The sequence below is a fragment of the Candidatus Thorarchaeota archaeon genome (assembly GCA_021498125.1).
GTDB lineage: Archaea > Asgardarchaeota > Thorarchaeia > Thorarchaeales > Thorarchaeaceae > B65-G9.
The window spans coordinates 70,017-95,522 of sequence record JAIZWL010000001.1; the positions used below are offsets into that span (position 1 = coordinate 70,017).

General features: G+C 46.4%; 25 protein-coding genes and 3 tRNA genes. 14 read left to right on the plus strand and 14 right to left on the minus strand.

Annotated elements, in window-relative coordinates; translation table 11 throughout:
- Positions 1–15: 15 nt before the first annotated feature.
- A complete protein-coding gene (locus K9W43_00395; protein MCF2135682.1) occupies positions 16–1,287 on the minus strand; it encodes a TIGR04013 family B12-binding domain/radical SAM domain-containing protein in 1,272 nt (423 codons plus the stop codon).
- A gap of 10 nt (positions 1,288–1,297) precedes the next feature.
- Positions 1,298–1,888 (minus strand): proteasome subunit beta, encoded by a 591-nt coding sequence (locus K9W43_00400; protein MCF2135683.1) that lies wholly within the window; start codon positions 1,886–1,888, stop codon positions 1,298–1,300.
- A 120-nt stretch (positions 1,889–2,008) separates the two neighbouring features.
- On the opposite strand from K9W43_00400, the gene K9W43_00405 reads away from it, so the two are divergent.
- The gene (locus K9W43_00405; GenBank protein ID MCF2135684.1) at positions 2,009–3,067 is read left to right on the plus strand and encodes a 50S ribosome-binding GTPase; all 1,059 of its coding nucleotides are present in this window, start codon (positions 2,009–2,011) and stop codon (positions 3,065–3,067) included.
- On the opposite strand, the gene K9W43_00410 is transcribed toward K9W43_00405, so the two are convergent.
- Complete coding sequence (locus K9W43_00410; GenBank protein MCF2135685.1) at positions 3,050–4,117, minus strand: RNA 3'-terminal phosphate cyclase; 1,068 nt, start codon at positions 4,115–4,117, stop codon at positions 3,050–3,052. The genes K9W43_00405 and K9W43_00410 overlap by 18 nt on opposite strands.
- A 127-nt stretch (positions 4,118–4,244) precedes the next feature.
- On the opposite strand from K9W43_00410, the gene K9W43_00415 reads away from it, so the two are divergent.
- The 5 genes from K9W43_00415 (at position 4,245) to K9W43_00435 (ending at position 10,381) form a co-directional block, all read left to right on the plus strand.
- Positions 4,245–4,766 (plus strand): nicotinamide-nucleotide adenylyltransferase, encoded by a 522-nt coding sequence (locus K9W43_00415; protein MCF2135686.1) that lies wholly within the window; start codon positions 4,245–4,247, stop codon positions 4,764–4,766.
- Positions 4,767–4,955: 189 nt separating this feature from the next.
- A complete protein-coding gene (proS, locus tag K9W43_00420) occupies positions 4,956–6,437 on the plus strand; it encodes a proline--tRNA ligase (GenBank protein MCF2135687.1) in 1,482 nt (493 codons plus the stop codon).
- A gap of 89 nt (positions 6,438–6,526) precedes the next feature.
- A complete protein-coding gene (locus K9W43_00425; GenBank protein ID MCF2135688.1) occupies positions 6,527–7,513 on the plus strand; it encodes a 2-hydroxyacid dehydrogenase in 987 nt (328 codons plus the stop codon).
- Positions 7,514–7,602: 89 nt separating this feature from the next.
- Positions 7,603–9,789 carry a hypothetical protein gene (locus tag K9W43_00430; GenBank protein ID MCF2135689.1) on the plus strand — a complete coding sequence of 729 codons (2,187 nt, stop codon included), beginning with the start codon at positions 7,603–7,605 and terminating at the stop codon, positions 9,787–9,789.
- Between the two features lie 13 nt (positions 9,790–9,802).
- Positions 9,803–10,381: a YfcE family phosphodiesterase gene (locus K9W43_00435; protein MCF2135690.1), complete on the plus strand. Its 579-nt coding sequence runs from the start codon at positions 9,803–9,805 to the stop codon at positions 10,379–10,381.
- 4 nt (positions 10,382–10,385) lie between these two features.
- Here the strand turns inward: K9W43_00435 and K9W43_00440 are convergent, their stop codons facing one another.
- The 4 genes from K9W43_00440 to K9W43_00455 all read right to left on the minus strand — a co-directional run bounded on the left by K9W43_00440 (position 10,386) and on the right by K9W43_00455 (position 12,240).
- Complete coding sequence (locus K9W43_00440; GenBank protein ID MCF2135691.1) at positions 10,386–11,018, minus strand: hypothetical protein; 633 nt, start codon at positions 11,016–11,018, stop codon at positions 10,386–10,388.
- Positions 11,019–11,101: 83 nt separating this feature from the next.
- Positions 11,102–11,237: transfer RNA gene (locus K9W43_00445), tRNA-Asn, on the minus strand.
- Between the two features lie 70 nt (positions 11,238–11,307).
- Positions 11,308–12,105 carry a ZIP family metal transporter gene (locus K9W43_00450; GenBank protein ID MCF2135692.1) on the minus strand — a complete coding sequence of 266 codons (798 nt, stop codon included), beginning with the start codon at positions 12,103–12,105 and terminating at the stop codon, positions 11,308–11,310.
- A 32-nt stretch (positions 12,106–12,137) separates the two neighbouring features.
- A tRNA-Ile gene (locus K9W43_00455) sits at positions 12,138–12,240 on the minus strand.
- Positions 12,241–12,437: 197 nt separating this feature from the next.
- Here K9W43_00455 and K9W43_00460 point away from each other — a divergent pair.
- Entirely contained in the window at positions 12,438–12,776 is a 339-nt protein-coding gene (locus tag K9W43_00460) for a hypothetical protein (protein ID MCF2135693.1), read from the plus strand.
- 81 nt (positions 12,777–12,857) lie between these two features.
- A tRNA-Glu gene (locus tag K9W43_00465) sits at positions 12,858–12,935 on the plus strand.
- 20 nt (positions 12,936–12,955) lie between these two features.
- Here K9W43_00465 and nadC read toward each other — a convergent pair.
- The 6 genes from nadC to K9W43_00495 all read right to left on the minus strand — a co-directional run bounded on the left by nadC (position 12,956) and on the right by K9W43_00495 (position 19,428).
- A complete protein-coding gene (nadC, locus tag K9W43_00470; protein MCF2135694.1) occupies positions 12,956–13,807 on the minus strand; it encodes a carboxylating nicotinate-nucleotide diphosphorylase in 852 nt (283 codons plus the stop codon).
- Between the two features lie 16 nt (positions 13,808–13,823).
- Entirely contained in the window at positions 13,824–14,456 is a 633-nt protein-coding gene (locus K9W43_00475; GenBank protein MCF2135695.1) for a TIGR00296 family protein, read from the minus strand.
- Positions 14,457–14,495: 39 nt separating this feature from the next.
- The gene (locus K9W43_00480) at positions 14,496–15,773 is read right to left on the minus strand and encodes a dihydroorotase family protein (protein ID MCF2135696.1); all 1,278 of its coding nucleotides are present in this window, start codon (positions 15,771–15,773) and stop codon (positions 14,496–14,498) included.
- 78 nt (positions 15,774–15,851) lie between these two features.
- On the minus strand, positions 15,852–16,667 hold the full coding sequence (locus tag K9W43_00485; protein MCF2135697.1) for a CBS domain-containing protein: 816 nt from the start codon (positions 16,665–16,667) through the stop codon (positions 15,852–15,854).
- A gap of 52 nt (positions 16,668–16,719) precedes the next feature.
- Positions 16,720–17,268, minus strand: coding sequence for a CBS domain-containing protein (locus K9W43_00490; protein ID MCF2135698.1), 549 nt, complete (start codon positions 17,266–17,268; stop codon positions 16,720–16,722).
- A 144-nt stretch (positions 17,269–17,412) separates the two neighbouring features.
- A complete protein-coding gene (locus K9W43_00495) occupies positions 17,413–19,428 on the minus strand; it encodes an NFACT RNA binding domain-containing protein (protein MCF2135699.1) in 2,016 nt (671 codons plus the stop codon).
- Between the two features lie 78 nt (positions 19,429–19,506).
- On the opposite strand from K9W43_00495, the gene K9W43_00500 reads away from it, so the two are divergent.
- The 3 genes from K9W43_00500 to K9W43_00510 all read left to right on the plus strand — a co-directional run bounded on the left by K9W43_00500 (position 19,507) and on the right by K9W43_00510 (position 21,184).
- Positions 19,507–19,857 carry a hypothetical protein gene (locus tag K9W43_00500; protein MCF2135700.1) on the plus strand — a complete coding sequence of 117 codons (351 nt, stop codon included), beginning with the start codon at positions 19,507–19,509 and terminating at the stop codon, positions 19,855–19,857.
- Positions 19,858–19,979: 122 nt separating this feature from the next.
- A complete protein-coding gene (locus K9W43_00505) occupies positions 19,980–20,468 on the plus strand; it encodes an AsnC family transcriptional regulator (protein ID MCF2135701.1) in 489 nt (162 codons plus the stop codon).
- On the plus strand, positions 20,465–21,184 hold the full coding sequence (locus K9W43_00510) for a hypothetical protein (protein ID MCF2135702.1): 720 nt from the start codon (positions 20,465–20,467) through the stop codon (positions 21,182–21,184). Before K9W43_00505 ends, K9W43_00510 begins: the two co-directional genes overlap by 4 nt.
- 52 nt (positions 21,185–21,236) lie before the next feature.
- On the opposite strand, the gene K9W43_00515 is transcribed toward K9W43_00510, so the two are convergent.
- Positions 21,237–21,713, minus strand: coding sequence for a prepilin peptidase (locus tag K9W43_00515; GenBank protein ID MCF2135703.1), 477 nt, complete (start codon positions 21,711–21,713; stop codon positions 21,237–21,239).
- Positions 21,714–21,899: 186 nt separating this feature from the next.
- On the opposite strand from K9W43_00515, the gene K9W43_00520 reads away from it, so the two are divergent.
- The 3 genes from K9W43_00520 to K9W43_00530 all read left to right on the plus strand — a co-directional run bounded on the left by K9W43_00520 (position 21,900) and on the right by K9W43_00530 (position 25,491).
- A complete protein-coding gene (locus K9W43_00520) occupies positions 21,900–22,787 on the plus strand; it encodes a fumarate hydratase (protein ID MCF2135704.1) in 888 nt (295 codons plus the stop codon).
- Position 22,788: 1 nt separating this feature from the next.
- Entirely contained in the window at positions 22,789–23,397 is a 609-nt protein-coding gene (locus K9W43_00525) for a FumA C-terminus/TtdB family hydratase beta subunit (protein ID MCF2135705.1), read from the plus strand.
- Between the two features lie 405 nt (positions 23,398–23,802).
- Complete coding sequence (locus tag K9W43_00530) at positions 23,803–25,491, plus strand: FAD-binding protein (GenBank protein MCF2135706.1); 1,689 nt, start codon at positions 23,803–23,805, stop codon at positions 25,489–25,491.
- Positions 25,492–25,506: the final 15 nt, after the last annotated feature.

Below are 25,506 nucleotides of genomic sequence, written 5' to 3' on the forward strand. Positions count from 1 at the left end.
TTGTGTTGCGTCTTATCAGCGTTTAGACATGTCCTCTTTACTTGCAAGTTCTTTTCCAAGTAGTTCTTGGTGACTCCACGATCCTGTCAATAAATGGCGTCTTGCTAAATCACCTAATTGCCGTCTGGTTTCCTGATCAAGAATGCCTGGTTTCTCATTTTCAAAAACGCTTCCGGGAAGCGGCATGAAGACATGCGCATGGATTTTTGCCCCCATATCTATCAGCTGATAACAGAGCTTCAGGCTGGCCTGTCTATCAGCAATTGTTTCTCCGGGAAGTCCAAAGATCATGTCAACATGCGGTGTAAATCCATTGGCAAGTGCTATGTTTGCAGCATTAAGGCCATCTTCAACAGAATGATGCCGGTTACTGATCTCTAAAACTCGGTCGCTCCCAGATTGAATTCCAATCTGAAGTGTGTGATTTGCAACGTATTCTCTCATCATACGAAGTATATTGTTACTGACAAACTCGGGTCTGACCTCTGACGGAAATGCCCCAAAAAATACTTCTTCAAGGCCCTCTATTGCTGTCGTTCTCTGAAGTAATTTTTCCAGTCTCTCAGGTTCTGCTCTTCCACCCCTCCCACCATAACTCAGAGCATTTGGTGAGAGAAACCATGTACGTTTGAAGCCTCTCTCGTTCACCGCACGGTTTAACCAATGCACGATGTTCTCTATAGATCGATGGCGTACTATTCCTCCTGAGAGAAATGGCGTACTGCAAAATTTGCATCTAAATGGGCAGCCTCTTGTGACCTCTATAGGTCCTAGAAGGTTGTGTTTCAGTGCAAAAGGTGGGAATTCGTCAAGAATAATCCTCTCTCTCTCACTTGGACTGGGAATGTTGGTCGTTGTTTCGGTGACCAGCCCGTCTATTCCTGATGGGTCTTTTCCATTCATAAGACGGTAGAGCAGCTCGGGGAATGTTCTCTCTCCCTCACCAATTACTACATAGTCAAATCCTATTTTCAGAAGTTCTCTTGGTCTTGCACTTGCGTGTGGCCCACCAGCTACGAGAAGAACTCTCTTTCCAAAGATATCTCGAATATGTTTGCACTCATCTATAACTCGTTTAAGCTGAGTACTCATCACCGAGTGTGCAATTATTACATCTCCCTTCTCAAGTGAGTCTGCAATTAATGTATCAGAGAGTTCAAGAGGGGCATGGATTTCTAATTCCTCGAGCCTTTGATCTATTTCGATTGCACCTGTGAGAGCCGCTATGCTGTATCGAGACTGCTGGTGGAATCTGAAGAGTAATGTTCTGACTTCCACTTCACGCACTCGCTTTCATCTAATTGATCGTCTTTTCGGTGACACCATCAGCTGTGACGATCATAAGGTGGATCTTTCCACCGGACTGTGCATCTCTGGCGATTCCTGCCTGTACTGCTGCTATCGCAATCTTTTCAGCTGCAGCAACAGTGAGACCCTCTTTGTACTCTCTCTCTAATACACCATAAGCAGTCTGAACTCCGGTTCCTGTCGCAGTATAATTGTCTGGAATCAATGATCCTCCCATATCAAGTGTGTATAGGCCTGACCCCTGTTCATCTACGCCCACAATCACAGTCTGAACGTAGAGTGGTGCCATTCTTTGAGCATACAATGTATTAGCAACCATCTTTGAGAGCGTCTTTACACTGATCGGTTTCTTTTCATGAAGTTCATACAATTTGATCTGTGCTCGGAGTCTATTGACAAGCATCTGATAGTCCGACGACAATCCTGCGGAGGCAAGAACAATTCGATCCGTGAGTTTGAAGGCCTTTACTCCTTCTTCGCTGAGAATGAATGTTCCCCAACTGATGAGTGAGTCTGTAGCGACTATTGCTCCATCTTTACATTTGATTCCGACAACTGTTGCTCCTGTAGGAAATGACATGAGTTCGGCCTCCATTTTAATAAGGTTCTCAGAATAAGGTCATTCCGTCCTTTTTAAAAACTTTACATAGCACTACAAGATGGCTCATAATCGTATTATTCAAATGAGGCTTGGTAAAAAATGCGCTGGCTCAATCCATTTGCAAATCTACCGACAATAATGCGGGCAGAGGAAATTATTGAATATGCCCACTCACGTTCGAAACGGTTGAGCATGAAGAGCTCGCGCATGATCCCTAAACTTGAGCGGGTCCGTATTCGAGAGATTGCACGGCTACAAGAATTTACTCGCCAAGTCAAGATTAAGATTAAAGAGGCAGTGGAGGAATTTCCATCTCTTGATCATGTTCATCCGTTCTACTTTGAACTTACTCGGCTCCTTATTGGTATCGACAAGCTGAAGCAGGCATTGGGTGCAGTCTATAATTGTATCGGGCCAATTGACAGTATCACGAATAATCACATTGAGGCAATGAAACTATCTGAAGACTACCGCCAGATCAAGCGGTCTCGAAGTGCAGCCAAGGGCCGTATTGCATCACTCTTACGCGCGACGGCCAAGAACTTTGATACAATTATAGAGGCCAAGATGACTCTCTCCAAATTGCCTGGAATTAGCCCTAATACCCCCACAATTGTCTGCGCTGGTTTTCCAAATGTTGGGAAATCCACCTTTGTGCGAGCGGTTTCCACCGCCGAACCGGAGATTGCATATTATCCATTTACAACCAAGAATGTGATTGTGGGTCACCTCTTTGTGGGCGACAAACGTGTTCAGGTAGTAGATACGCCTGGTATTCTTGATCGCCCGATGAGTGAGCGTAATGATATCGAACGCGCAGCCATTGCAGCTCTCAAGTATCTTGCTCATGTTATTATCTTCATGTTTGACCCCTCTGAGGCCTGTGGTTGGAGTATGGATGAGCAGATCAATCTGTATCATGAAGTTCAGCGGATGTTCCCGCTTAATCCGCTCTTTCCAGTCTTCAACAAAGTGGATATCACGCCACCAGAACGGCTGGATGAGGCCCGTGTGAAAGTTCCCGATGCAGTAGAGGTCATTGCATTAGACGGAAAGGGTGTTGAGAATCTGATCCACTTGGCTCTGGATGAGATCGACTTTGATGACTCCGAAGAAGGCGAAGAACCGGTGGCCTCTGTTTCATCGGATACTCCCTGATGCCTGATTACTAATGACAAGAGTGCCTGAGCCATCATTGTTCCTTGTAAGGCGTGTCTTTATTCTCAAGAACCTCTCGGTGACCCAAATATTAGTTTCAAGATGCGATGTTATCTCGGTCACACCAATTTTGCTCTCTCCTGGTGCCAGTGCCAAATATGGTACTAGCATGTCTGCTAGATGTGCGTCCACTGGCATACCTGTCTTAATCTGTTGTGATAGATTGTTTGCCGCCTCTTTCCCAACTGATTCTGCACTCTTTCCTCGCGTACCAAGAGCATCCGCGCCTATCCGATTTCCTCTATCTGATTCGGCCCACAGGACAATACCACTTCCAGGTCCACGGTGAGGATCATTCTCTTTGGGATAATGCTCAACTTCAATTTTGATCGGCTCAAACCCTCTTGCTCTAAGAGTGCTCTCAGCTGCTTTGGCCTGTCGTTCTGCAACATGTGCGGGAAGTCTTACGCAATGAGAGATGCCCCTTACATATTCTATCTCTCCAAAGGTATTCTCTTTGAATGGCGTTATCCTGTCTACAGGATTCACTTCACAGGTGACTTCCCCTCCGCCTCTTGGATAATGCCCTCGTCTAAGTTGTTTGATCGTCACCTGTGCTCCTAGGCGAGTGATTGCCGGGATAAACACCTCTCTCATATAATCGATTGGCGGGCTCCATGACACATCAGTCCCTCCCTTAATTTGAAGAGTGATCTTATCAGGGGCCAAAATTGCCGCAGGAAGGACCGCTTGAAGCACTAACGAGATGGCCCCGGCTGTTCTTATGTCGTATTTGAATAGTCCACCCCTTCGTTCACGTGGCTGAAATATGACCTCGGTGCTTCCTTCGTGAAGGCCGGATATTTCCGCATTGACAAGATGTCCGGTAAGTTCGATTCCCGCTATATGTTGCCGTTTGAGGCCCGGTTTCGGGCGGCCTGATCGAATATTATAGATTCTGACTGTTTTAAGAGTAAATGCTGACAACGATACCGCTGTGCGTAAAATCTGGCCGCCGCCTTCTCCATATGAGCCATCAATCTCAATCATAGTAGACTACCGCCGAGCACTGCTTCTTGACTGAGGTTCTTATTATCTTCAGTCAAGATAATCCCGTTGCTTAACGATATTTGAGAAGCCTTATCAAGCATTCTCGCTGTATACATATCGAGCAGAAATGCGTGCAGTATTTGTTGGTCGATTTCAGCCAATTCACAATGGCCATCTCTCTACAATCAAGCAGATTATAGATTCAGGTGAAGAACTTGTGATTGCAGTTGGGAGTGCTCAATACTCACACACACCTGATAATCCATTTAGTGGTGGTGAACGGATCATGCTCATCAAGAGGGCATTACTCGATGAGGGTCTTCCTCTCGATCGAATTGATATAGTACCCGTTCCGGATATCCACATCCACCCACTCTGGGTTGCACATCTCAAAAGTTTTGTTCCCTATTTTGAGAAGGCCTATACCCATAATCCTCTTGTGCGCAAGCTTTTCATCGATGCTGGTTTTGAAGTGGGTGAGACCCACCTATTGAGTCGTGACACCCACTCGGGCAAACATGTGCGTGATCTTATTCGAGAAGGTGGCGAATGGCAGCCTCTGGTTCCTCCGGGAGTAGTTGAATTGATAAAGCGCTATGGCTTGGATGAGAGGATGCGGGCTATTGGCAAGGTCACACTCAAACGCTGAGCCCGTATCTGTCCGCAGATGGCGGTGTTTAGTTTCCTAACGCTACGGTAGGATTTAAATAAGCAACTCCTGAAAAAACGTGTGGTGAATGCTTATGCTAGGTGAATGCGTTCCATTTTACGAGTAGACTTCTAGCGAGGGTCCTAGCCAGTTCACCGTCTACTAATTGTTTTGGAGGTTTTAACTAGAATGACCAGTGATAAACAGAAAGACAGCAAGAAGGCCATCTTTGACATTAGCAAGGAACAGAATTTTCCCGAGTGGTTCGGAGAAATCTGTAAAGTGGCTGAACTGGCGGACATCCGATACGGAGTCAAGGGCTTCACTCCTTTTCTCCCTTGGAGTGTGATGACCATGAACATCATGTTCGATCTCTATGAAGAGGCTCTCCAGCGAAAGGGTCACCTCCCAATGTTGTTTCCTACAGTCATTCCTGAGAGCAACTTGACAAAAGAGGCCGAACATGTTGAAGGGTTTACTCCCCAAGTATTCTGGATCAGTGAAATCGGTTCTGGTGAAGAACTCGAAGAAAAATTGGCATTGAGACCCACAAGTGAGACCGCAATCTATCCAATGTACTCACTCTGGGTTCGAAGTTGGCGTGATTTGCCACTGAAGCGATATCAACGATGCTCGGTCTTCAGATCTGAAGTGAAGAGCACCCGCCCCTTCTTGAGAGGGCGTGAGTTTCTCTGGATTGAGAGCCATAATGTCTTTGCTACGCACGAAGACGGATTGGCTCAGGTCAAAGAAGATCTTGAGACCACAAAGGAAGTGGTGACCGACAAGTTTGGGATTCCTGTCATGGTATTTCAGCGGACACAGTGGGACAAGTTTCCTGGTGGTGTGAATACCTATGCGGCTGATACTCTAATGCCTGATGGGAAGGTCATCCAGCTTCCGTCCACTCATGATCTCGGGGATCATTTTGCAAAGGCCTTTGACATCAAATACGTCGATGAGAATAACGAGATGGTGTATGCTTACCAGACCTGTTATGGGCCTGCGGTCTCACGAATATATGGTGCCCTAATATCGGTTCATGGTGATGACAAGGGTCTCAGGTTGCCCTTCGCCCTTGCGCCCTATCAAGTCGTTATTGTCCCCATCTTCAAGGGCGATAATGAGCAGGTAGTCCTTGAGTACTGCAAGAATGTGGAACAGACGCTTCGTGATGCCGGGCTACGTGTACATTTTGATGCTACAGATGCAACTCCGGGTTGGAAGTTTAACTTCTGGGAGATGAAGGGTGTTCCCATTCGAGTGGAGATTGGTGGGCGTGAAGTGAGCAAGAAGACAGTAGTTCTGTTCAGGCGTGACACATTGAAGAAGCAGAATGTTTCACTTGACTCGATAGTGACAAGCATCAAAGATCTTGGGGCTGATATCGACAAGACCTTGCGTGAACAGGCCGAGGCCAAGTTTGAGGGGCTTGTTGTTGATGCAAACAGTATCGGCGAGATTCGAGACGCTATGGATCGAGGGAAGATCGCACGTGTCCCCTTCTGCACAACAGAGATGGAGGGACTCGGCTGTGCGGATGAATTGAAGGCGCAGACAGGTGGCGATGTCCGTGGTACTCGTATTGATGTTGAGGAGACCCCCGAAGGCGTCTGTGTTGTCTGTGGGAAAAAGGCTCAGAATATTGTCTACGTTGCAAGATCCTACTAGTTTCAGAGAGGGGCGGCGAACAGTCGCCCCGACCACAACTTCTTTTCCGGACTGTTGGTTAAATATCGAGTAGTATCTTGGTGAGACTCATGCGGCCGAAAGTCCTTGTTCCTTACAAGTCTGATGTAGTTGATGCAATACAAGAGATATTAGGTGATGAAGCAATCGCAGTACAGACAGATCGAGATGTAGAATCCTTGCTCAAGCATCCCGATGCAGTGGCTATACTCTCGGGGAGTGTTCCCCGCGAATACATCCTAAAGGCACATGGTCTTCGGATGATTCAGACCTTTGGAGCTGGTGTAGACAAGATAGACCGTGATGCAGTACTACAACGAGGAGATATCATTGTCTGTAATGCGCACCTGAATGCAGAAGAGGTTGCTGAATATACGATCACGTTACTTTTTGCACTTGCGAAGAATATTGTTGTAAATGATCGGACCTTTCGTACCGGCGATTGGACTTATCGATATGGCGGCCCGAGACCAAATATTGAGATACGCGGCAAAAAGTGTCTGATTATAGGTCTTGGCAACATTGGGATGCAGGTCGCTCGGCGCCTTCAAGCATTTGATGTTAAGATCATAGCCGCGACCCGAAGCGGTACTACTAAATTTCCTGGGATCGCGTCTGATGTTGTCAAGTTCATTGAAATAGAGCCACTTGTTCGAGAGGCGGATTTCATTATTCTGACGTTGCCCCTCACTAATGAGAGTAGGGGCCTTGTCAGTGCGGAGTTTCTCTCATGGATGAAGCCCACTGCATTATTAGTCAATGTGTCCCGTGGAGAGATTGTCAACGAAGAGGCTTTGTTTACTGCATTGAAAGAGAAACAGATTGCAGGTGCTGCTCTTGATGTCTGGTGGATCTATCCACAGAGCCGTGATGACAACCGTTGTTGGCCGTCTCGCTTTCCTTTCCATGAACTCAATAATGTGATCATCTCCCCGCATAGAGCTGCATACTCGGAGTCTATCGTCAATGATCAGATAGTCTTCGTGGCAAAGAATGTCTTGCGGTTTATTCATGGAGAGACTCCTGAGAATATTGTTGATTTGCGCCGTGGCTACTAACCGACTTTTAGCTCGGTGTGACCAAGAGTCAACGTTTTTAGGGTTTCGTCTGTGAGGAGAGACCACTGAGATGAAAGGGGAACCTTGGATTGAGCATAACATGTCTCTCTGACATTCCGGGTGTTGGTGATAAGGTACGAAAAGCGCTCATTGATCACTTCGGTAACGAGGCGGTTGCGCTCAAGGTGATCTTGGACTCACGAGTAGACCTTGTTTCAGCAGTACCCGGTCTTGGAAACAAACAGGCTGTGAATATTGTCAAGGGCGCCTTTGAGGCCCAATTTGGTGCCAGTGCGAATATGCTTCTTCGAAGCCAAGATGCTCGCAAGATATACGAGTCAGTTCTCGACATAATGCGAGAATATGCCAATACCAGCTATACCCGGGACAAGCTGGTGCTATACTTTCCACTTCCTCCGGAGAAGCTTGATGTGATTCTTGAGAGGCAGCGCTATTTTGCAGACGCTGCCGAAATGGCGCGAAACTTGACTGAGGATCAACGAGCTGCACTGCGAAAGCATCTCTCTCACGTTCGAGGACTCTATAGAAAAGCACAGCCTCGCCGAATAGACGGCCGAGTCATTATCACTAACGACGAAAAGGTCTTTGACAAGCTTATTTCGAGTGGAGTGGATCGTTGGTGCCCTGTATATGTTCTCTCCGAAGGCGAGAGTGGGGTTGATTATGCTAAGGGATTTGACTTGGTCCTGTACATATCCCCTCTAGGGGTCTATGACGAATCGCTTGAAATGTTTGACAATGTAGAGATACTTGGGAAGGATTGGAGCATTGATGATATACTTCCTGAGAGAACAGTTGGTTTCTATTCTCGTAACTATCGTGTTATCGATGCTGCTTGCAAGCTTGCGGAGGTCTTCCAATCGCTCCCCCTAAATGGTTCTGTTAGCAAGTTCGTTGAGAAGATTGATCTCGAACATCTAACTCGTGTGAGCGAGGCCTTGAAGAACCTCGACGAATCGGGTAATATTGCGGCAGGTATCGACTCCGAGATTGATCGACTACGGGCAGCCGTCAAGATCTTTCCAACTGCTGTTGCAGAGGTAGAGTCGTGGCTAAATAATGAGATCACGGCTCGTATTGCAAAGAGCGAGGTAAAACTTGGTGGCCAGCAAATTATCACAATCCTTCAGTCCGCTGATATTGATGGATCCGAGAGCGATGCATTACGTAACATGCTCCCAGCAGAAATCGTTGAGACCTTCTCCACCACAGTCCAAGAGGCCGAGGATAAGCTGGTCAAGATGCTCGGATTGACTCTGCGGGAGGCGGATTGGGCCACAGGTATCATCAGTGAAGAGATTGCTCTCCCTGTGAAGATGATTCCCACGCAAATTAACGCCCTCGAAGATCGTCTTCGTCGTATGTTTGCTGAGAAACAGTTTCGTCTGATGAAAAAGACGGCTCGCGAACTTGATGCTTTGAAAAATACAGTTTCTCAAGCTGTTCAGACCCTTCTTGAGTTTGATCTCTTTCTGACTGTTGGTCTTTTTGCTCAGGCATACGATCTGCATACGCCGGACATCTCGCTGGATTATTCTGGCATAGGGATTGTTGGAGCTCGGAATGTCTTTCTTGTTCATAGTATGCTCAAAGGGAAACATGGTCAGGTGCAGCCCATCAATTATTGTATAGGTGCTACACCTTTCAAACCCGATGGGACCAACAATGAGAACTGTGCAATCCTCTCAGGCGCAAATAGTGGTGGTAAGACTACTACAATTCAGACGATTGCTCAAATAGTGACATTGGCCCAGGCTGGTTTTCCAGTTCCTGCTCAGAAGGCGTACTTGCGACCTTTTGAAGAGATTTACTTTTTCTACAAGAGTCGAGGTATGGTGAGTGCTGGTGCCTTTGAGACAACACTGCGTCAATTTGCCGATATTGCGGTTTCTGCTAAATCTAAACTTGCACTCTTTGATGAAATCGAGGCCATCACGGAGCCTGGAAGTGCAGCAAATGTAATTGCTGGCCTACTGGAGATGCTTCATAAGGACGAACGCAGTGTCACGGTCATATGCAGTCATCTTGCACGTGAAATTGCCGAAGTCACAAAAGTTCCAGTTCGCATCGATGGAATTGAGGCAAGGGGTCTCAATGAGGATTTGGAACTAATAGTTGATCGTACTCCAAGGTTTGGATATTTGGCTCGAAGCACACCCGAGCTAATTGTTGAGCGGTTGTCCAAGCTTGCTAAAGGGCCAAAGAAAGAGGTCTATCTGAAAATTCTTGAAAACCTGTCCACTATGCGAAAGTGATTGGTGAATGAGAATGCAGCGGATCTTGGTGTTTGGAGACCTTCATGTCCCAACTCGCAGGGATTCTATACCTGATACGTTCGCTCGTCGGATAGCCGCGACCACCTACGATCTTGCTCTTGTCACAGGAGACCTTGTTGAAGAGTCCGAGATGCGCGAAATTATGCCTCCTCTTCCACAGTGTTACATAGTTCAGGGGAATATGGATTTTGGCTCTCATTACGAATTTCATCATGAGGTGCGTATCGAGGACCTAAACTTTCTGCTTCTGCATGGGACGCAACTACGTCCACGTGGGAACCTCGATCAGTTATGGGAGATACTTCTCAACATTGATGTTGATGTGGCAGTACATGGCCACACACATGTTCCCTCTATCGATCTACATCGCGATAGGCTCTTCATCAATCCTGGGACTATTACCGGCGCAACTGGTGGACGGGGCGGTCGGAAAGCCGCCAGCTTTATCGAGCTTGAGGTTTCTGGAACACAGATTGATGTGACCCTATACATCACTGATTGGCATGTCGTTAAAGAAACAACATTGTCTTTTCAGAGGCTGGGCGATAAAATGATTCGTGTGAATCGCTGATGCTTTATGAATGCAGATTGTTCCCCCAAGGGTCAGGACTGAGTAGCTTGATGTAGATTCGTTTCATCACATTCGAACTATCTACTAGCGCCTTTTCAATAAGTTCTTCCCCTGAGAGAGGTTGACTCTCTTTATGTTGCGACTGAAATAATGCAAGTATCTTGCTGAGAATCCCTGATATTGGATTAGACCCCTTGTTAGTCATCATATCCGCTTGTACAGCCTTCTCCATTTCTTCGTATGGGGATATATCTCGTGTAAATCGTAGTTCTTCGAAGAATCTTTTGAGTATGCGTTTAATATGTGGGTTGCTTTTATCATCAGGGAGGGTCTTAACTATTTTGAGAGCCGTTTTTCGGAGACGGCTCGATAAAATTGACTGAAAGGTCTCTGCAAGCTGCCTATCATCAGCGCATGCTACTCCAATATTGATCATCAACATTCGTATTCTGTCAAGAAGGACTCCTAAATCGGTACCAATGAAGGGTTTGCCTCTCATAGACGCCAACCAGTCATCGTACGCTTGGCTGATCCTTCCAAGATGCCTCTCATATTGCTTCAAACGATCGTACTCGTCTAGTGGGATCAGTGGACACCAGACGGATATCGGAATCTTTTCATGATCGTACGGCGACATGAAGCATTTTGTGTATTATCGCCTTTTCAGCCTTATCGGTCTGTACATATACTTGAAATAATCAAGGCAGAATAAGAATAAAATGGCGCCGCCGGGAGGGTCTTCGTGTGCAATCGAAGTTATCGCACATCTCGAACCTCCGACCAGTCGCCATGCATCGCGTAAAGCAATGCATTACAACTTAACAGGCTGTCGCTCTACCGACTGAGCCACGGCGGCCCATCAGGTGTGTTTTTTGAATGCAATATTAACGTTGCGCTGCGCTAGACTTCTTTTGACGTGGTTGGCTCTAACCGAAAAGGTTGTCTAAAATCATCATGACCAAAAAACCGATCATAAGACCCATAGTCGCATATCGCTCAAAGCCACCACTATGGCTCTCTGGAATCATCTCGTCACTGACAACAAAGATCATTGCGCCTGCTGCAAATGCCAGACCATAGGGAAGAAGGAATTGAGCGATTGTGACCACTGAAACACCAACGGCTCCACCTATCGGTTCGACCAGTCCCGTTAGTAGTCCTATTCCTGCTGCTTTTTTTCGTGAGTAGCCTTGTCTGACGAGAGGAGCCGCTACTGCCAGTCCCTCTGGAATGTTTTGCAAACCAATCGCAATAGCAATTGCCATACCTGTTCCAATGGTCTCAGATCCAAATGCAACACCGACCGCAAGGCCCTCCGGAAAATTATGGATGGTGATGGCTATTACCAGTAGCCATGTTCTTGACATTGTAGAACTTGGGCCCTCCGGGCCTTTCATTAGATGTTCATGAGGGACGTATCTGTCTATAAGATGGACAAAGAGTCCGCCGCAGATGAAACCAATGGCCACTACCCAGACGCCACCGAGTGGATGTGATAGTGCTGGTACAAGAAGGCTGAATGCCGAAGCGGCAAGCATGACACCTCCTGCAAATCCGAGCATGACATCAAGATCCTTTCTTGAAAAATCGCGATTAAACAAGACCGGGATTGTTCCTAAGCCCGTGGCGCTACCTGCTAATAGACTGGCCCAGAGCCCCAGAGTTATTGTTTCGCTCAGAATCTGCAAGACACTCGCCTTCCCTCCGAGTTCGACCTCACGCATAAGACCTTTCTGATTCGACTTTTGAGAAAGAGTGGGCCCGAGGGGACTTGAACCCCTGGCCGTTTCCCTGCCCGCCATAATGGCAAGGCAAACAGGTTATGAGCCTGCCGCTCTACCAAGCTGAGCTACGGGCCCTGTGAATCGTACAGTAGACTGTAAGATACTTGCTCGCTCGTGCCTTACTGATTGTGAGTGTGATATTAACCTTGCGAAGACTGCGTTACTTTTGTGATACATTTGGTAGATTTCAGTATGATTTGGTATTTACATTATTGGTCTTTAAATTGAGGCGCCACGACTAAGTAAAAACTGATACGGAGCAATGCCCTCTGATACTACTATTCACCTCGGACCACTGTACATGGTGTAATACAGTCAAGGTCATGATCGAAGAGGAATCCAAGAGATTTTTGCATCCACCAGTTGTCTGTGAGATTAATATTGATTATTATACTAATTTTGCTGAAGTGTTTGGCATTGTGATGATTCCCACTCTTGTCTACAAGAATCATGAACTGAATGGACTCCCTGACCGGAGTGATCTTCGTTCGTTTCTTCTTCAAGCAATAGCTGAAGGTTGTTCTGTTAGCAATGCCCACCAATCCCTCCGTTCTTCACAATCTACTGATACGAAGGAGGACCACGATGAGGCTCTTGAACTTGTTCTCTAAACATGGCCCCCTGCGCAATGTTAATAACCCGTCACATTTGTGCCTTTCAAGTGGTTCTCTATTGAAGAACATACTTTGACAGCCCCGGTAGTGTAGTCCGGCCCAGCATCTAGGACTTTCGATCCTATGACCCGGGTTCAAATCCCGGCCGGGGCACCACAACTCATTCTCGTGTTTAATTATATTAAAGACAGTCGCATCTTAAAATCCGATGACTCGTAAGAGTGGGTCAGAGCTCCCGAGGAGATCACGTCAACTCCACTCTGAGCATATTGGAGGATATTGTCTTCATCAATTCCCCCCGAGGCTTCAAGAATGACCTTGTTACGTAGTCCCTTTTCAATAAGGCTCTGAACAACTTCTGCCAACTCTTCTGGTGTGAAGTTGTCAAGAAGTATGATGTCAGCTCCCGCCTCGATTGCCTCAATTGCCTCTTCGAGCGATCTTACTTCGCAAGAAACTTTCTTTGAGAACGAGACCTGTTCCTTTGCAGCACGGACCGCCTGCGCTACACTTCCGACCGCCGCGATATGATTGTTCTTGATGAGAACCATGTCATCGAGTGCATAACGGTGGCGATCTCCGCCTCCCACTTGCACGGCTCGTTTCTCAAAGAATCTGAAGCCCGGCGTGGTCTTTCTTGTGGCTGCAACTCTGACTTTTGGATTGGCACGATGTGCAGTGGCCAACATCTTGTAGGTCTTGGTTGCAATGCCGCTCATACGCATCATTATGTTGAGAATGACTCGTTCTATCACCAGAAGCGTTCTTGCAGGTCCAGTGATACGAAGTACGGCCTCTCCCGGAGAAACCCAATTCCCCTCAAATAGTAGCTGTTCATATGTGAGGCCATACAATTTTGCTATAGCAATGGCCTCTTCCACACCTGCAAGAATAGTCTGCGATCCCACAAAAATAGTCGCAATTGCTTCAGCATTAAGTGGTCCTAATACTGAGGTGGTAATGTCCCCTGATCGTACATCCTCACTGATGTATGCTTTGAGTGCGTCGATTGCTTCTGGTGGTAGCATCTTTTTCCTCTCCAAATTATACTACTCGTTGATGTGTTGGATTTCTGATGACCTCTCCATGTGGTTCGGTCTCACCAAATATCTCCGCCTGAAATGCCATAAACTCTGTGTCTGGATCCTTCCACGCATTCGCTGGCAGTCCGGCTTTATTGCAGGTATGCTCTAAGAATTCCTTGGTGTCCCATCCCCATTCTACAGGGACCTGAGGTAGTAATAGCCCACGCCATAGCCCTTTTGATACAATGAGACCATCTCTCCCAATCTCTACCAGTTCCAAGAGTTCCTCTGGTCGTTCATAGTTCAGCTTCTCAGGTGGGGTTAATACACTCAATTCCACAACAATAGAATCAAGCTCATTTGGTCTTACTGGGCTAAATCTTGGGTCGTGGACGGCAGCATCAATGGCGGAATCCCTTGTGGCCTCCGCAAGCGGTTGTGTCGGATATGGTCTTCCTATGCAGCCTCTCAAATCCACATGATTGTTGACTAAAATATTAAGGGTCACAAAGACTCCCGACATTTTCATCAAATGAGATGGCATATCGGCAGGAATCTCTACCTTGATCTGTTTGGTGACAAAAGCATCAACAGTTCTTCTTGCCAGCTTTACAAGCAAAATTCCGTCTTTATCTGAATATACGAATCCCATGACCTAGTCAACCTCACTCAATTATTGACCTCAAACGAGTTAATGGTTTCGTACTGGAACAGTACCCACCGTTCCCGGGTCTACGGAGATATCTCCATCTCTATAGACAATAGTCCCCTCTGTAATCGTTATGACTGGTCGTGCTCTCACAAGGGTACCCTCAAACGGAGTGACCTTTGCCTTTGAGAAGAATCTACTTCCCTCTATCTTGTATTCTTCTTGCGCGACAACAACAATATCTGCGTCAAATCCCGGTTTCAGTTGGCCTTTCCCCTGTATTCCAACTATCTCTGTGGGTCGCTGGCAGCATGCTCTCAGATACGTTTCCCAAGGTAATTTTCCTTCAAAGACTGCTGTAAGTAGCAAGGGTACCGAGGTCTCAAGTCCCGGTATTCCTGAAGATGCTTTCAAAAATGCCTCTTTTTTCTCACTCATTGTATGTGGTGCATGATCCGAGCCAATCGTATCTATTCCATTGTCTTGAAGTAAAAAGGTCCATAGCCTCTTTGTATTCGTTGGGTCTCTGAGAGGTGGAAGCATCTTTGCAGTTCCGTCAGAAAAATCAAACATCTCCTTGTTGAGAAAGAGATGATGTGGAGTGACCTCTCCTGTTATGGGAATCTGTGTTTTCTCCTTGCTCACAATCTCCGCTGCTGTGGCACAGCTTATGTGGCATACATGAAGTGTTCCCCCGACCTGGTGAATGGCATCTACAACGCGTTGAACCGCAAGAGCCTCCTTGGTGCAATTATGTAGTTTCATAAACTCCTCTATTGTCTTAGGTTCTGTCGAGTCGTTTGGTACGTCGGGGTGCACTAATAATGGGATACTAAATCTGTGAGATATCTCCAAGCACTCTTTGATTCGGCTTGAATTATATATGGTGTTCGTGAGCGGCGCGTGAGGATAGACCTTAACACCCAAAATATCTGAGACCATTTCCGAATCGAATGATGTGGCGTCTTCCGGAACTCCTGCATAAAATCCTATGTTGACTATGTTCATGCTTCTTGCTCGTTCGATCTTTTCTTGCAGCACATCTCTGTCTAGTACTGGTGGTCTTGAGTTCGGCATATCCACGACTGTGGTGACTCCTCCTGCAGCTGCAGCACGAGACCCGCTCTCGTAGTCCTCCTTGGCGGTCTGATTTAGATCCCTCATATGAACATGAATGTCTATCATGCCTGGCAATATGTATTGGCCCTTACAGTCTATACTCTCTTGTGCCGTTGGTTCTAGACCGCTCTGATAGATTCCCTGTATTTTTCTGCCAGTAATTCCTACGGATCGGATGACAGGTGTTCCCTGCTGAATCACTAATCCATTTTTTAATAAAAGATCAACACCCAATTCGAATCACGGCCAAGAGTATGAAGAGGAGTATTCTCTTCCTCCTCATTCATTGTTTGGCAATCTAAACTTGTTGGCAACAAACTTTGCGATGTCCGTTGTACTGATGATTCCGACCAGCTTGTTTCCTTCTTCAACCACTGGGACTGTATTGACGGTTGTGTCAAGCATTATTTGAGCAGCATCAGCAATTGTGGCATCAGCTGGAATAAGTGGTGGTTGTTGCAACATGGCATCTACTACTCTCAGTTGTCGTATCTGGTTGGCCCGATGCTTATCCGGCACCTCGACACTGAACTTGGCCATCGCTGTAGCAATCATCTTCTCAGTAAGAAGACCTAGCACTCGTTGCCCATCCACAACTGGCATGCCTGAAAATCCTGATGTCAATAAATCTGATCTTGCTTTAATGAGGCGTTCTACGGGGTTGACAATGAGAATATTCTCTGAGGTCATCAAGTCTTTTACTCCAATGTCCTTAAACTTGGTCATGAGTGGGAGTAATTCTCTTTTAGTCACTACTCCTACTAGGCCCTTCTCATCATCTACTACAGGGCAGCCGCTCATTCCTCTCTCGACCATTAAATTGGCAACTTCATCGACCTCGTCGTCAGGGGTGACTGTGATCACCATATCTGACATAGCAGATGAAACATGTAATCTTCCGATGGAAACCGCTACTACTTTACTGACCCCGAGGCGATCTGCAATATCCGCATAGGTCAAAATTCCTCTTACTTCGTCATTCTCGGTCACTATTAATCTATCAACACGTTTTCTGTCCAGTAATTCCATTGCATAAGATAGACGTTGGTCTTTATCTATTGTAACTGGTTCTACCATAATCTGACTGACTTTCAACTTGGTACCTCCTATTGGTTGTTAACTGTATTTTCTCTACTTCTTGTCCGCTCTACTGGCGGCAGGCCTCGCAGACATATTTACCATTCTCCAAGACTAGATCTGTGGAGTATTCACCACAGATATCACAAATTCCCCCATATGCCACAAGCTCATCTTCTTCTTCCTCTGAGAGTGGTCTTGGTGTGGGTTCGCCTTTCAATCGAAGTGATTCGGAAAGAACATCGATTAGTTCAGGGGACCATTTCAAAATATCTCTTGATGTGATTATTCCTGCGAGTGAGTCGTTTTTGAGAACAATAACCCGTCGTATGCCACTTCTTGCCATTACTCTCATTGTATCTGTTAATGCTGTGTCTGGAGTGACATGTATCAATGGGGACGACATGATCTCTCTGGCTTGGGTTGTTTTTGGGTCTGCTTCCTTTGCAATCACACGTCTTACAATGTCTGCTTCGGTGATAATTCCTACAGCACGTTGTTTATCGACGATTATGACCGACCCGATATCCATCTTTGCCATCACTTTTGCGGCATCTAGTGCAGTGGCATCCGGTGTAATGGTGATTACATTTACAGCCATTATGTCCCTGACAGACATATTGTGAGAAGGATTCGACATCATATAGACCTCTATCGATTAGAGATTGCATGGGGCCCCAAGACATTGAAGGGGTTTCCCCTAATATTAAAACTCCGTTGTGTGATTAAAAACCTTGTCGAGTTGTCATAAAGAGGCGCACTTCTATTCATGACTGATGATTTTTCCATCTCCTGACGGGAGCACACGCATCATATCCTCTTGTGGTATTTCCAAGATATTCGGTCGTACTGTTTCAGGGGCTTTTCTGACCAGAGCGGTGATGATTTCTTTTACAAGCTTCCCCTTCTTGATGTTTCCCGGGGCCACCTGTACTAAATAATCAGTATGGGCTGATATTGCTGAAGGCGGGCCCGCCATTGGCATTGTCTCCCCCTCTTCAATAATGATCCCTACCGCTAGTTCAACAGGCACAGACTTGACATAGTTCTTTGTGCCATAGATCATGACTGCACCAGTCGGAAGATATTCTCCTGATGGTGGTGTAAAGCTGACTTGTTCGGGATTGACCCAATACGCATCACCTGCTGAGAGGCCATCTTGCCATGCACGTGAGTACGTCACCGCAAATTGAGCTGCCTCTTTTATGGTCTGTTCTCCAGGTGGTTCTTCTGGAACCTTGATGACTGTGTAGGGGGCGCCGTGTAATGCCGCATGCAGAAAGATGTCATTTGGGCCTAGGTGACGTTTTGCCAGCTGTTCGTTGGTCTTTGCATCACGCCCTCCCAAGATCAAAAACCCCTCTGAAGAACGGAACCATCTGAACTTCTCAAACCATTTTCTCTTTCTTCGTTTAACTGGCCTTGTGATAGTCTGTTTGATCTCGACGGAATCAAGCTTCTCCAGCTTCGCTTTAGTCTTCTCGATTTGTTTCATGGCGCCCTTGACTTTCTTCTCTGCTTTCTTTGCTAATTCATACAGTCTTGAGCCATTATCTTGAGCACTAAGTCGTATATCTAATCTTACCTCAACTCCGCGCAAATCCACTACTATTTGAGCTTGAGATGGAATTATCTTTTTGATAATCTGTGCAGTTGTATTACCTGATTTTTTCCCCTCTTCAATTCGTGAGATGATCTCGTCCCATGACAGTCCGCTGGTTCTGGCTTGTGTAATGGTCTGTAAAACCTCCTGAACTATCTGAAAATTGGCATAGATGGTCTCGCCAATTATTCTTGACTCCTCAGCTTTCCGTTCAAGGGACGAAATTCCTTCCTGTTGTTTTTCTATGATTCTGAGAAGTTTTCTCCGTTCTTTGGCCAACAAATCCTCCTTTTCATCCGGCTCTAGTTCGGCCTCACTCACCCCATAATATTCGTCAATGGTCTGGCTAAATGTTTCATATATCTGTGCAGGGTAGTCTTTGAACATCTCAAAATCAAATGGGACAAATGCAAGATTATCGGGTTCCTCATCTTCTGACTCTTCTTCAAATACGATACGTGGTTTCTCAACTCCTCCTTGAAGACGTGTGCTGAATTTTCTAACGCCTTCAACAAGATCCACAAATGAACTAGAATCAAGTTCAGACACTTTTGCTGTGGGTGCAACCTCTGCAAGAGCACAGATCTCTTCACAACTGAGTGCATCTAGATTGAGCCTGCTGGCGAGCGTCCTGACAACATTTGAATGCGAATCCGCAATAATCTCAGGTAGTTTATCTGCATCGATGTCAAAGATATCCACGCCTCGTGGCGGCGGAAACTGATAGATTGCCTTTGGGACTATATCTCGATCTCTCATTTTTTTGTAACGCTGGGCAACAAATATTCTATCTTCAGTGTCTAAAAGTAGAATATTTCCGGCGCCAAAAAGTTCTGTGACGACCTTGTACCTATCGTCGCCATCTTCTATCTCAAGAGTGATGATCCTGTCAAGATCATGCTGCTTGATTTTTACAATCTTTTTCTCACGAAGGTATTTTCTCAACACAGAAATGAACTTTGGCGGATTCCGTGGAGCAGCCCTTCGGTATTCGGTTAGATGAATTCTCCGTCCTGGTTCGATTAATAATTGGGTGGTGCCGCCTCCCGGCTTGTATATTTTGAGCACAAATACTGGACCATACTGGTATACATTCTTGATAAACGCACCCTGTGCCGTCTCTTTGATCTCGGGAAGAATCATTCGGATGTCGATATTGCTCATCGTATCTTTCATTGTCACTTTTTTGATGACCGAGTCTTTTATAACGTAAGCGATTGACGACCATAATGAACTGTTCACTGGTGAAGAAATATGGGGCCACTTAAGAGCTTCTTCAAGACGCTATTCAAGAGATGGCAAGATAAGCCAAAAGATCAGTCATTCTATGTCAAGATGTTCTTTGCGTTAATCAGCTCGATTGTCTGTGGTCTCTATGGTACTGCATTTGCTGGCATTCGTGGTGTGATGTTCGGTTTTCTGGTGTATGTACTATCACTCTATGTTATTGTCTATCTTCTAGAAATCGATCCTGCTGATCTTGGAGGCCGTACAAATCTGATCAAGGATGGGATATTCTCATACCTTCTCTTGTGGTTGCTACTCTGGACCCTCATCTATGGCTTTGTTGCACCACTCTCAATATACACTCCACTACCATTGTAAGGCCTCTGAGAGCATTGTGAACATCACAACCTCGCTCGTGCAACCGTTGCGAATCACGCAACTCTTAATAGGTTTCGAATACTCAGGCTGCATACTACTTTCTCGACAAGGATGTCCCTGATATGGATGAGCTCGATAAAAAAATAATCCGTATTTTACAGCGTGACGCTCGTCTTCCATTTACTAAGATTGCAAAAGAACTTGATCAACCTGATACAACAGTGCATTTTCGTACTCGTCGACTTCTCAAGGCCGGAGTAATCACAAGGTTTAGTGCTCTTGTGAATCCACCTGCGCTTGGTTTCACCGTTTCAGCTCTTCTGAAAATTCAGATTGGAGGTCACATACTGCCTGAGATCAGTCTGGAACGTACGCAAAGCTTTGCGGAAGAACTTGGTATGCGCTCTGACTTTTGTTGGGTCGCGATAAGTGAAGAGCCCATGACAATCTATGCTCTTATGTTGGCAGAGGACGATTCATCTTTACAGCAGCAGGTCGAGGAGTTACGTAAACGTCCTGATGTTTCGAATGTTGGAACGACTCTTATTCATACTATCACCAAGGGTGGGGAATTGACTGGTGGAGAGATATTGGGTGGTGATGACCAATGAGTCGAGTCAGAACGGGCATTCCTGGATTCGATAATCTCGTTGATGGTGGTTTAGTTCCCGGCAGTGTGACTATGATAGTTGGGCCTCATGGTTCTGGAAAGTCCATTTTTGGTCTCCAATATCTCTATGCTGGAGCCATTCAATTTGAAGAGCCCGGAATTCTGGTGACTCTCGAGACTCGTCCTGCTGATATTCGACGCGCAGCTGTAAGTTTCGGATGGGATATCGAATTGGCTGAAGCGAGCAAGGGACTTGTGATAATTGACGCCGCGTCAAACAAGGCGGGATTACCCACCTCTGAAAGTCATGCTCTTCGGCGAGGTTTTGATATGGCAAATTTGGCCGAAGAGATCTATATCACAACAAAAGAGATCAACGCCAAACGTTTGGTCATCGATAGCTTGTATGGTCTTGGCCTGCGTTTTACTGATCCACTTGAAGTCAGAACTGAAGTCTTTCGACTAAGTGCATTATTGAATGAACTGGGTCTGACATCTCTTCTCCTCTCCGAGTCGGGAATGTCTGATCCTACGAATCGTATTCCTGAGGGGCAATTTGTTCCGCAGGGCCTTATTCTGTTTCGTATTAATGAAACCCGTGGTTCATTTCATAGAAGTCTTCTAGTATGGAAGTTGCAATATTCGTCGCATTCGATGAACTGGCACCAGTTTTTCATAGAGGCCGATGGATTTCATGTAGGCGCAGTTGAAAAATGACCAGTCTGAAACCGAAAAGGCAAACTACTTCTCCGATCAATTGATAGGGTCTCTAGAGCAGTAGTGATAGCATCTGGATGCAAAGATATGCTATGAGCATAAATGGAACTAATGGCGTCCGATCATGTTGTGTTGATCTCTTTGTCCGGGAATATGTTGATGCGAGAATCAGTATCAGAACGACCATCATTCCTGTTCCCACTAATCCTTCTATTATGAAGTCGTCCCATACCACAAATACGAGCCCCGGACTGGTGATGCTTACGAATAGTAGGATCTTGACATCAGCTCCTCCTAAAGATCCTATTCTATATAGCACTAGGACAAACCACAACATTAGAACGATTGCAAAGAGATGAATCCACAGTTCTATGAAAATTTGTCCCGTCAAGGTAATGAGCATACAACCGACCACTATACTGGCCATGGTATATCTGTTTGACACACGCCTGTATCTTAGGTCAAGAATACTAAATGGAATAAGAGCAATGACGACGGTCAAAAATGACAGTATATGTGGCAGCGACATCTCGATCGGCAAATTATATGGCCTCGCTTAGTATTCACGGATAGTTCTACTATTTCTATTCGCCTGCTACCTTATAGTCATCTTCATGTTTGGAGTCAAACAGCAAGACAGATTAAGCTCTCTTGTTGGTGTCTTTACTGTGAGCGGGGTGATGTGCCCCGCTAATGTTTGCAGAGGCTAATCATGATGAAAGACCCTGCTCAAGTCATACAGGACACTACAGTTCGTTTGCTTCGTAAATCGTCGACTGTTTTGCCTTCAGATGTAGAGAAGGCCCTACGTGAAGCATACGAACGTGAAACAAATGCAACCGCCAAGACACAGTTCGAGGCCATTCTAAAGAACATCGAGATCGCCCGTAGTGGTATCCCGATGTGTCAGGACACTGGAATCATGATTTTTTATGTGACGGCCGGTGAAAATTTCCCCTATTTGGGTGAGATTCGTGATGCTCTGACCAAGGCTGTAGTCAAGGCAACAGCAGAAATCCCCCTTAGGCCCAATGCTGTGAATCCCATTGTCGGAGGGAACTCTGGCAATAACGTCGGTAAAAAAATACCCTGGATCAACTGGGATATTGTGCCAGGTGACTCTCTTGAGATCACAGCCTTCCCAAAGGGTGGTGGCAGTGAGAATGCTTCTATTGTGGGAATGCTAAAGCCCGGTGTCGGATTGACTGGCGTTAAGAAGATGGTCGTTGATAATGCATTGAGTTACATGGGTAAGGCGTGTGCTCCCAACATAATTGGGGTTGGTATCGGAGGCGGGGCTGATATTGCTATCAAGATTGCAAAGCAGCAGTTGATGCGCCCACTGGATGATCATCACCCTGAGCCGGAAGTGGCAGAGATTGAGAGGGAGATTAAGGAGGCAATCAACGCGGCAGGAATCGGTCCGATGGGACTTGGTGGGGACACAACAGTGTTGGCCGTAAAGGTCGATTATGCCATGAGGCATCCAGCTAGTCTGCCTGTTGGAGTGGCGGTACAATGCTGGGCGGCACGACGCAGTACAGCCATCATCTCGAAGGATCTAGATGTGCAATATTTGACACACCCACTGGAGGATGAGTAAAATGGCGGAGTATCATTTCACGACCCCTATCTCCGAAGAGGATGCTCGCAAACTCAAAGTTGGCGATATCGTCTATGTTTCCGGAGAGCATGTATATACCGCTCGTGATGAGGCTCATCAACGGGCCTTAGAACTCTTTGACGAAGGTAAACAACCGCCTGTCGATTTTGAGGGTAGTGTTGTCTATCATGTTGGGCCTGTTGCATGGCAAAAGAATGGCAAGTGGGAGATCGTTTCTGCTGGTCCTACCACAAGCATTCGTATGGAACTCTTTGAGGACGAGTTTCTTAGGAAGTATAAGGCACGCATTATCATTGGTAAAGGTGGCATGGGGCCAAAGACCCTTGCAGCCCTCAAGGAAGTTGGGGCTGTCTACTGTAGCTTTACTGGCGGATGTGGTGCACTTGCAGCTAAAGGTCTCAAAGAAGTACGTGCATATGAGTGGCAAGATCTCGGGATGCCTGAGGCGCTCTGGGTAATTACTGCTGAAGAGTTCGGGCCTCTACTTGTGACTATGGACTCTCACGGGAATAGTCTACATGACGAGATGGACAAGAAGGTTGCAGCCAAGAAAGATGAAGTATATGCTAAGATTGGCATACACTCCTAATTGTCACTACTCACTCCAATTGTGGTCTGGCAGGTGTGGAACCTGCCAGTGCCTCTTCTTTTAGGATCCTAATGCAGTTGGTGCCTGAATTGAGATACCAACTAGCAACACCAGTATTAATATAATAATGGCAAATCCGAGCAAGATGTCCCCGATCTTCAGACCTAACCCCTCGGTGGTGGTTTTGTTCATGTTAGTATTCTAACAGGATTTCAATATATTGATTGACGCGACGAATACAATTCGTGGTTGGTTTGGCGCCAATTGGCGAATTTGATGATGAACGTCTGTTTAGGCCCGCATTTCAATTACGGTTGTGCTAATTCCCTGAACAGTAACAACTTTAAACCCGATGAAGTTGCGGGTGGCAACGATTGAGGAACATATTCAATCGGAGGACTGCAGTTGGATTACAAGACCATCGTCTGCGACGTCCTCGTTGTTGGTGCGGGCGGTGCTGGCTGCCGTGCTGCAATCGAGGCGGCAAAGCATAATACTGACGTTATAGTAATTAGTAAAGAGCTCCTCGGCAAGGCTCATACGTCTATGGCCGAGGGTGGATATAATGTTGCTATTGGGAATGTGGATCCCGATGACAACCCTGATGTTCACTTCAAGGACACAATCGTGGGTGGCAACTATCTCAATAATCAAGAACTTGTTGAGATTCTTGTGACTGATGCACCGACACGTGTATACGACCTTGAAGAAATGGGAGCAGTCTTTGATCGGACCCCCGAAGGAAAGATTGCCCAGCGCCCATTCGGTAAACAGACCTATCGTCGTACAGCCTACGCTTCTGACAGAACAGGATCTGAAATTATGGTCACATTGGTCGAGGCTATTCGTAGCAGTTCTGTTCGCGTCTATGATGAGGTCTTTGCCACACGCTTCCTCGTTCATGATGGCCGTATTGCGGGTGTCACGGCCATCGACATGAAACATGGTGACTACCTTGTCTTTAGAGCGAAATCCGTCGTCATGGCAACTGGCGGTGCTGGCCGAATATACGAAGTCACTAGTAATGCTCAGCTTGATGTTGGTGATGGGTATGCCATGGCCTATGAGGCGGGCTGCGATCTCATTGATATGGAAATGGTTCAGTTCCATCCCACTGGAATGGTGAAACCCGAGTCTGCAAGAGGCCGACTTGTGACTGAGGCGGTACGTGGTGAGGGAGGTATCCTCCTGAACAATCGTGGTGAACGCTTCATGAACAAGTACTATCCACAAGTGATGGAGCTGGCGGGTCGTGATCAAGTGGCTCGTTCAATCATGACCGAGGTTGTTGAAGGTCGTGGTACTCCTGATGGTGGTGTCTATCTCAGTATCGCCCATCTCCCCCGTTCAATCATCGAATTTCGACTTGAGAGCATGATTGAACAATTTGGTGATGCTGGAGTTGATATCCGCGAGGAACCAATGCAAGTTTCACCTACTGCGCATCACTTTATGGGTGGGGTGAAAATAGATACTAACGCTCAATCAACCATTCCTGGTCTGTTCGCAGCGGGTGAGTGCACTGGCGGGGTTCATGGCGGAAACCGTCTTGGTGGAAATGCTCTTGCTGACACTCAAGTGTTTGGAGCACTTGCTGGTGGAAATGCAGCCAAATATGCATTAGAACATGAACTGCCTGGTTTTGACAGGGATGAGGTCAACCGCGAGTTCGAACGTCTTCAGGGAATGCTTGAGCGAAAGGATGGTATTCCTCCCTCCGTCGCTCGTGAAGAACTCAAATCCTTGATGTGGAAACGTGTCCAGATATTCAGAAATGATAAAGACATCGAGTACGCTGTCAAAGAGCTTCGGCGCATTGAGAAAGAAGTTGTCCCCAAAATCAAGGTTGATATACCGATTCGTAGATTCAATCCCGGCTGGCATCAAGCAATTGAATTTGCACATATGGTGATTACTGCACGTATGGTGGCCGAAGCCGCTTTCATACGCAAAGGGAGCCGTGGTGCGCACTTTCGTACGGATGCTGACCCTAATGATGATGGTAATTACAATATTGTCATCAGAAAGGGGAAGAACGGGGAAATGGAACTAAGAAAGCAGGACTTGGTGATAACGCGAATACCCCCACCGTAGATGGAGATGATGTTA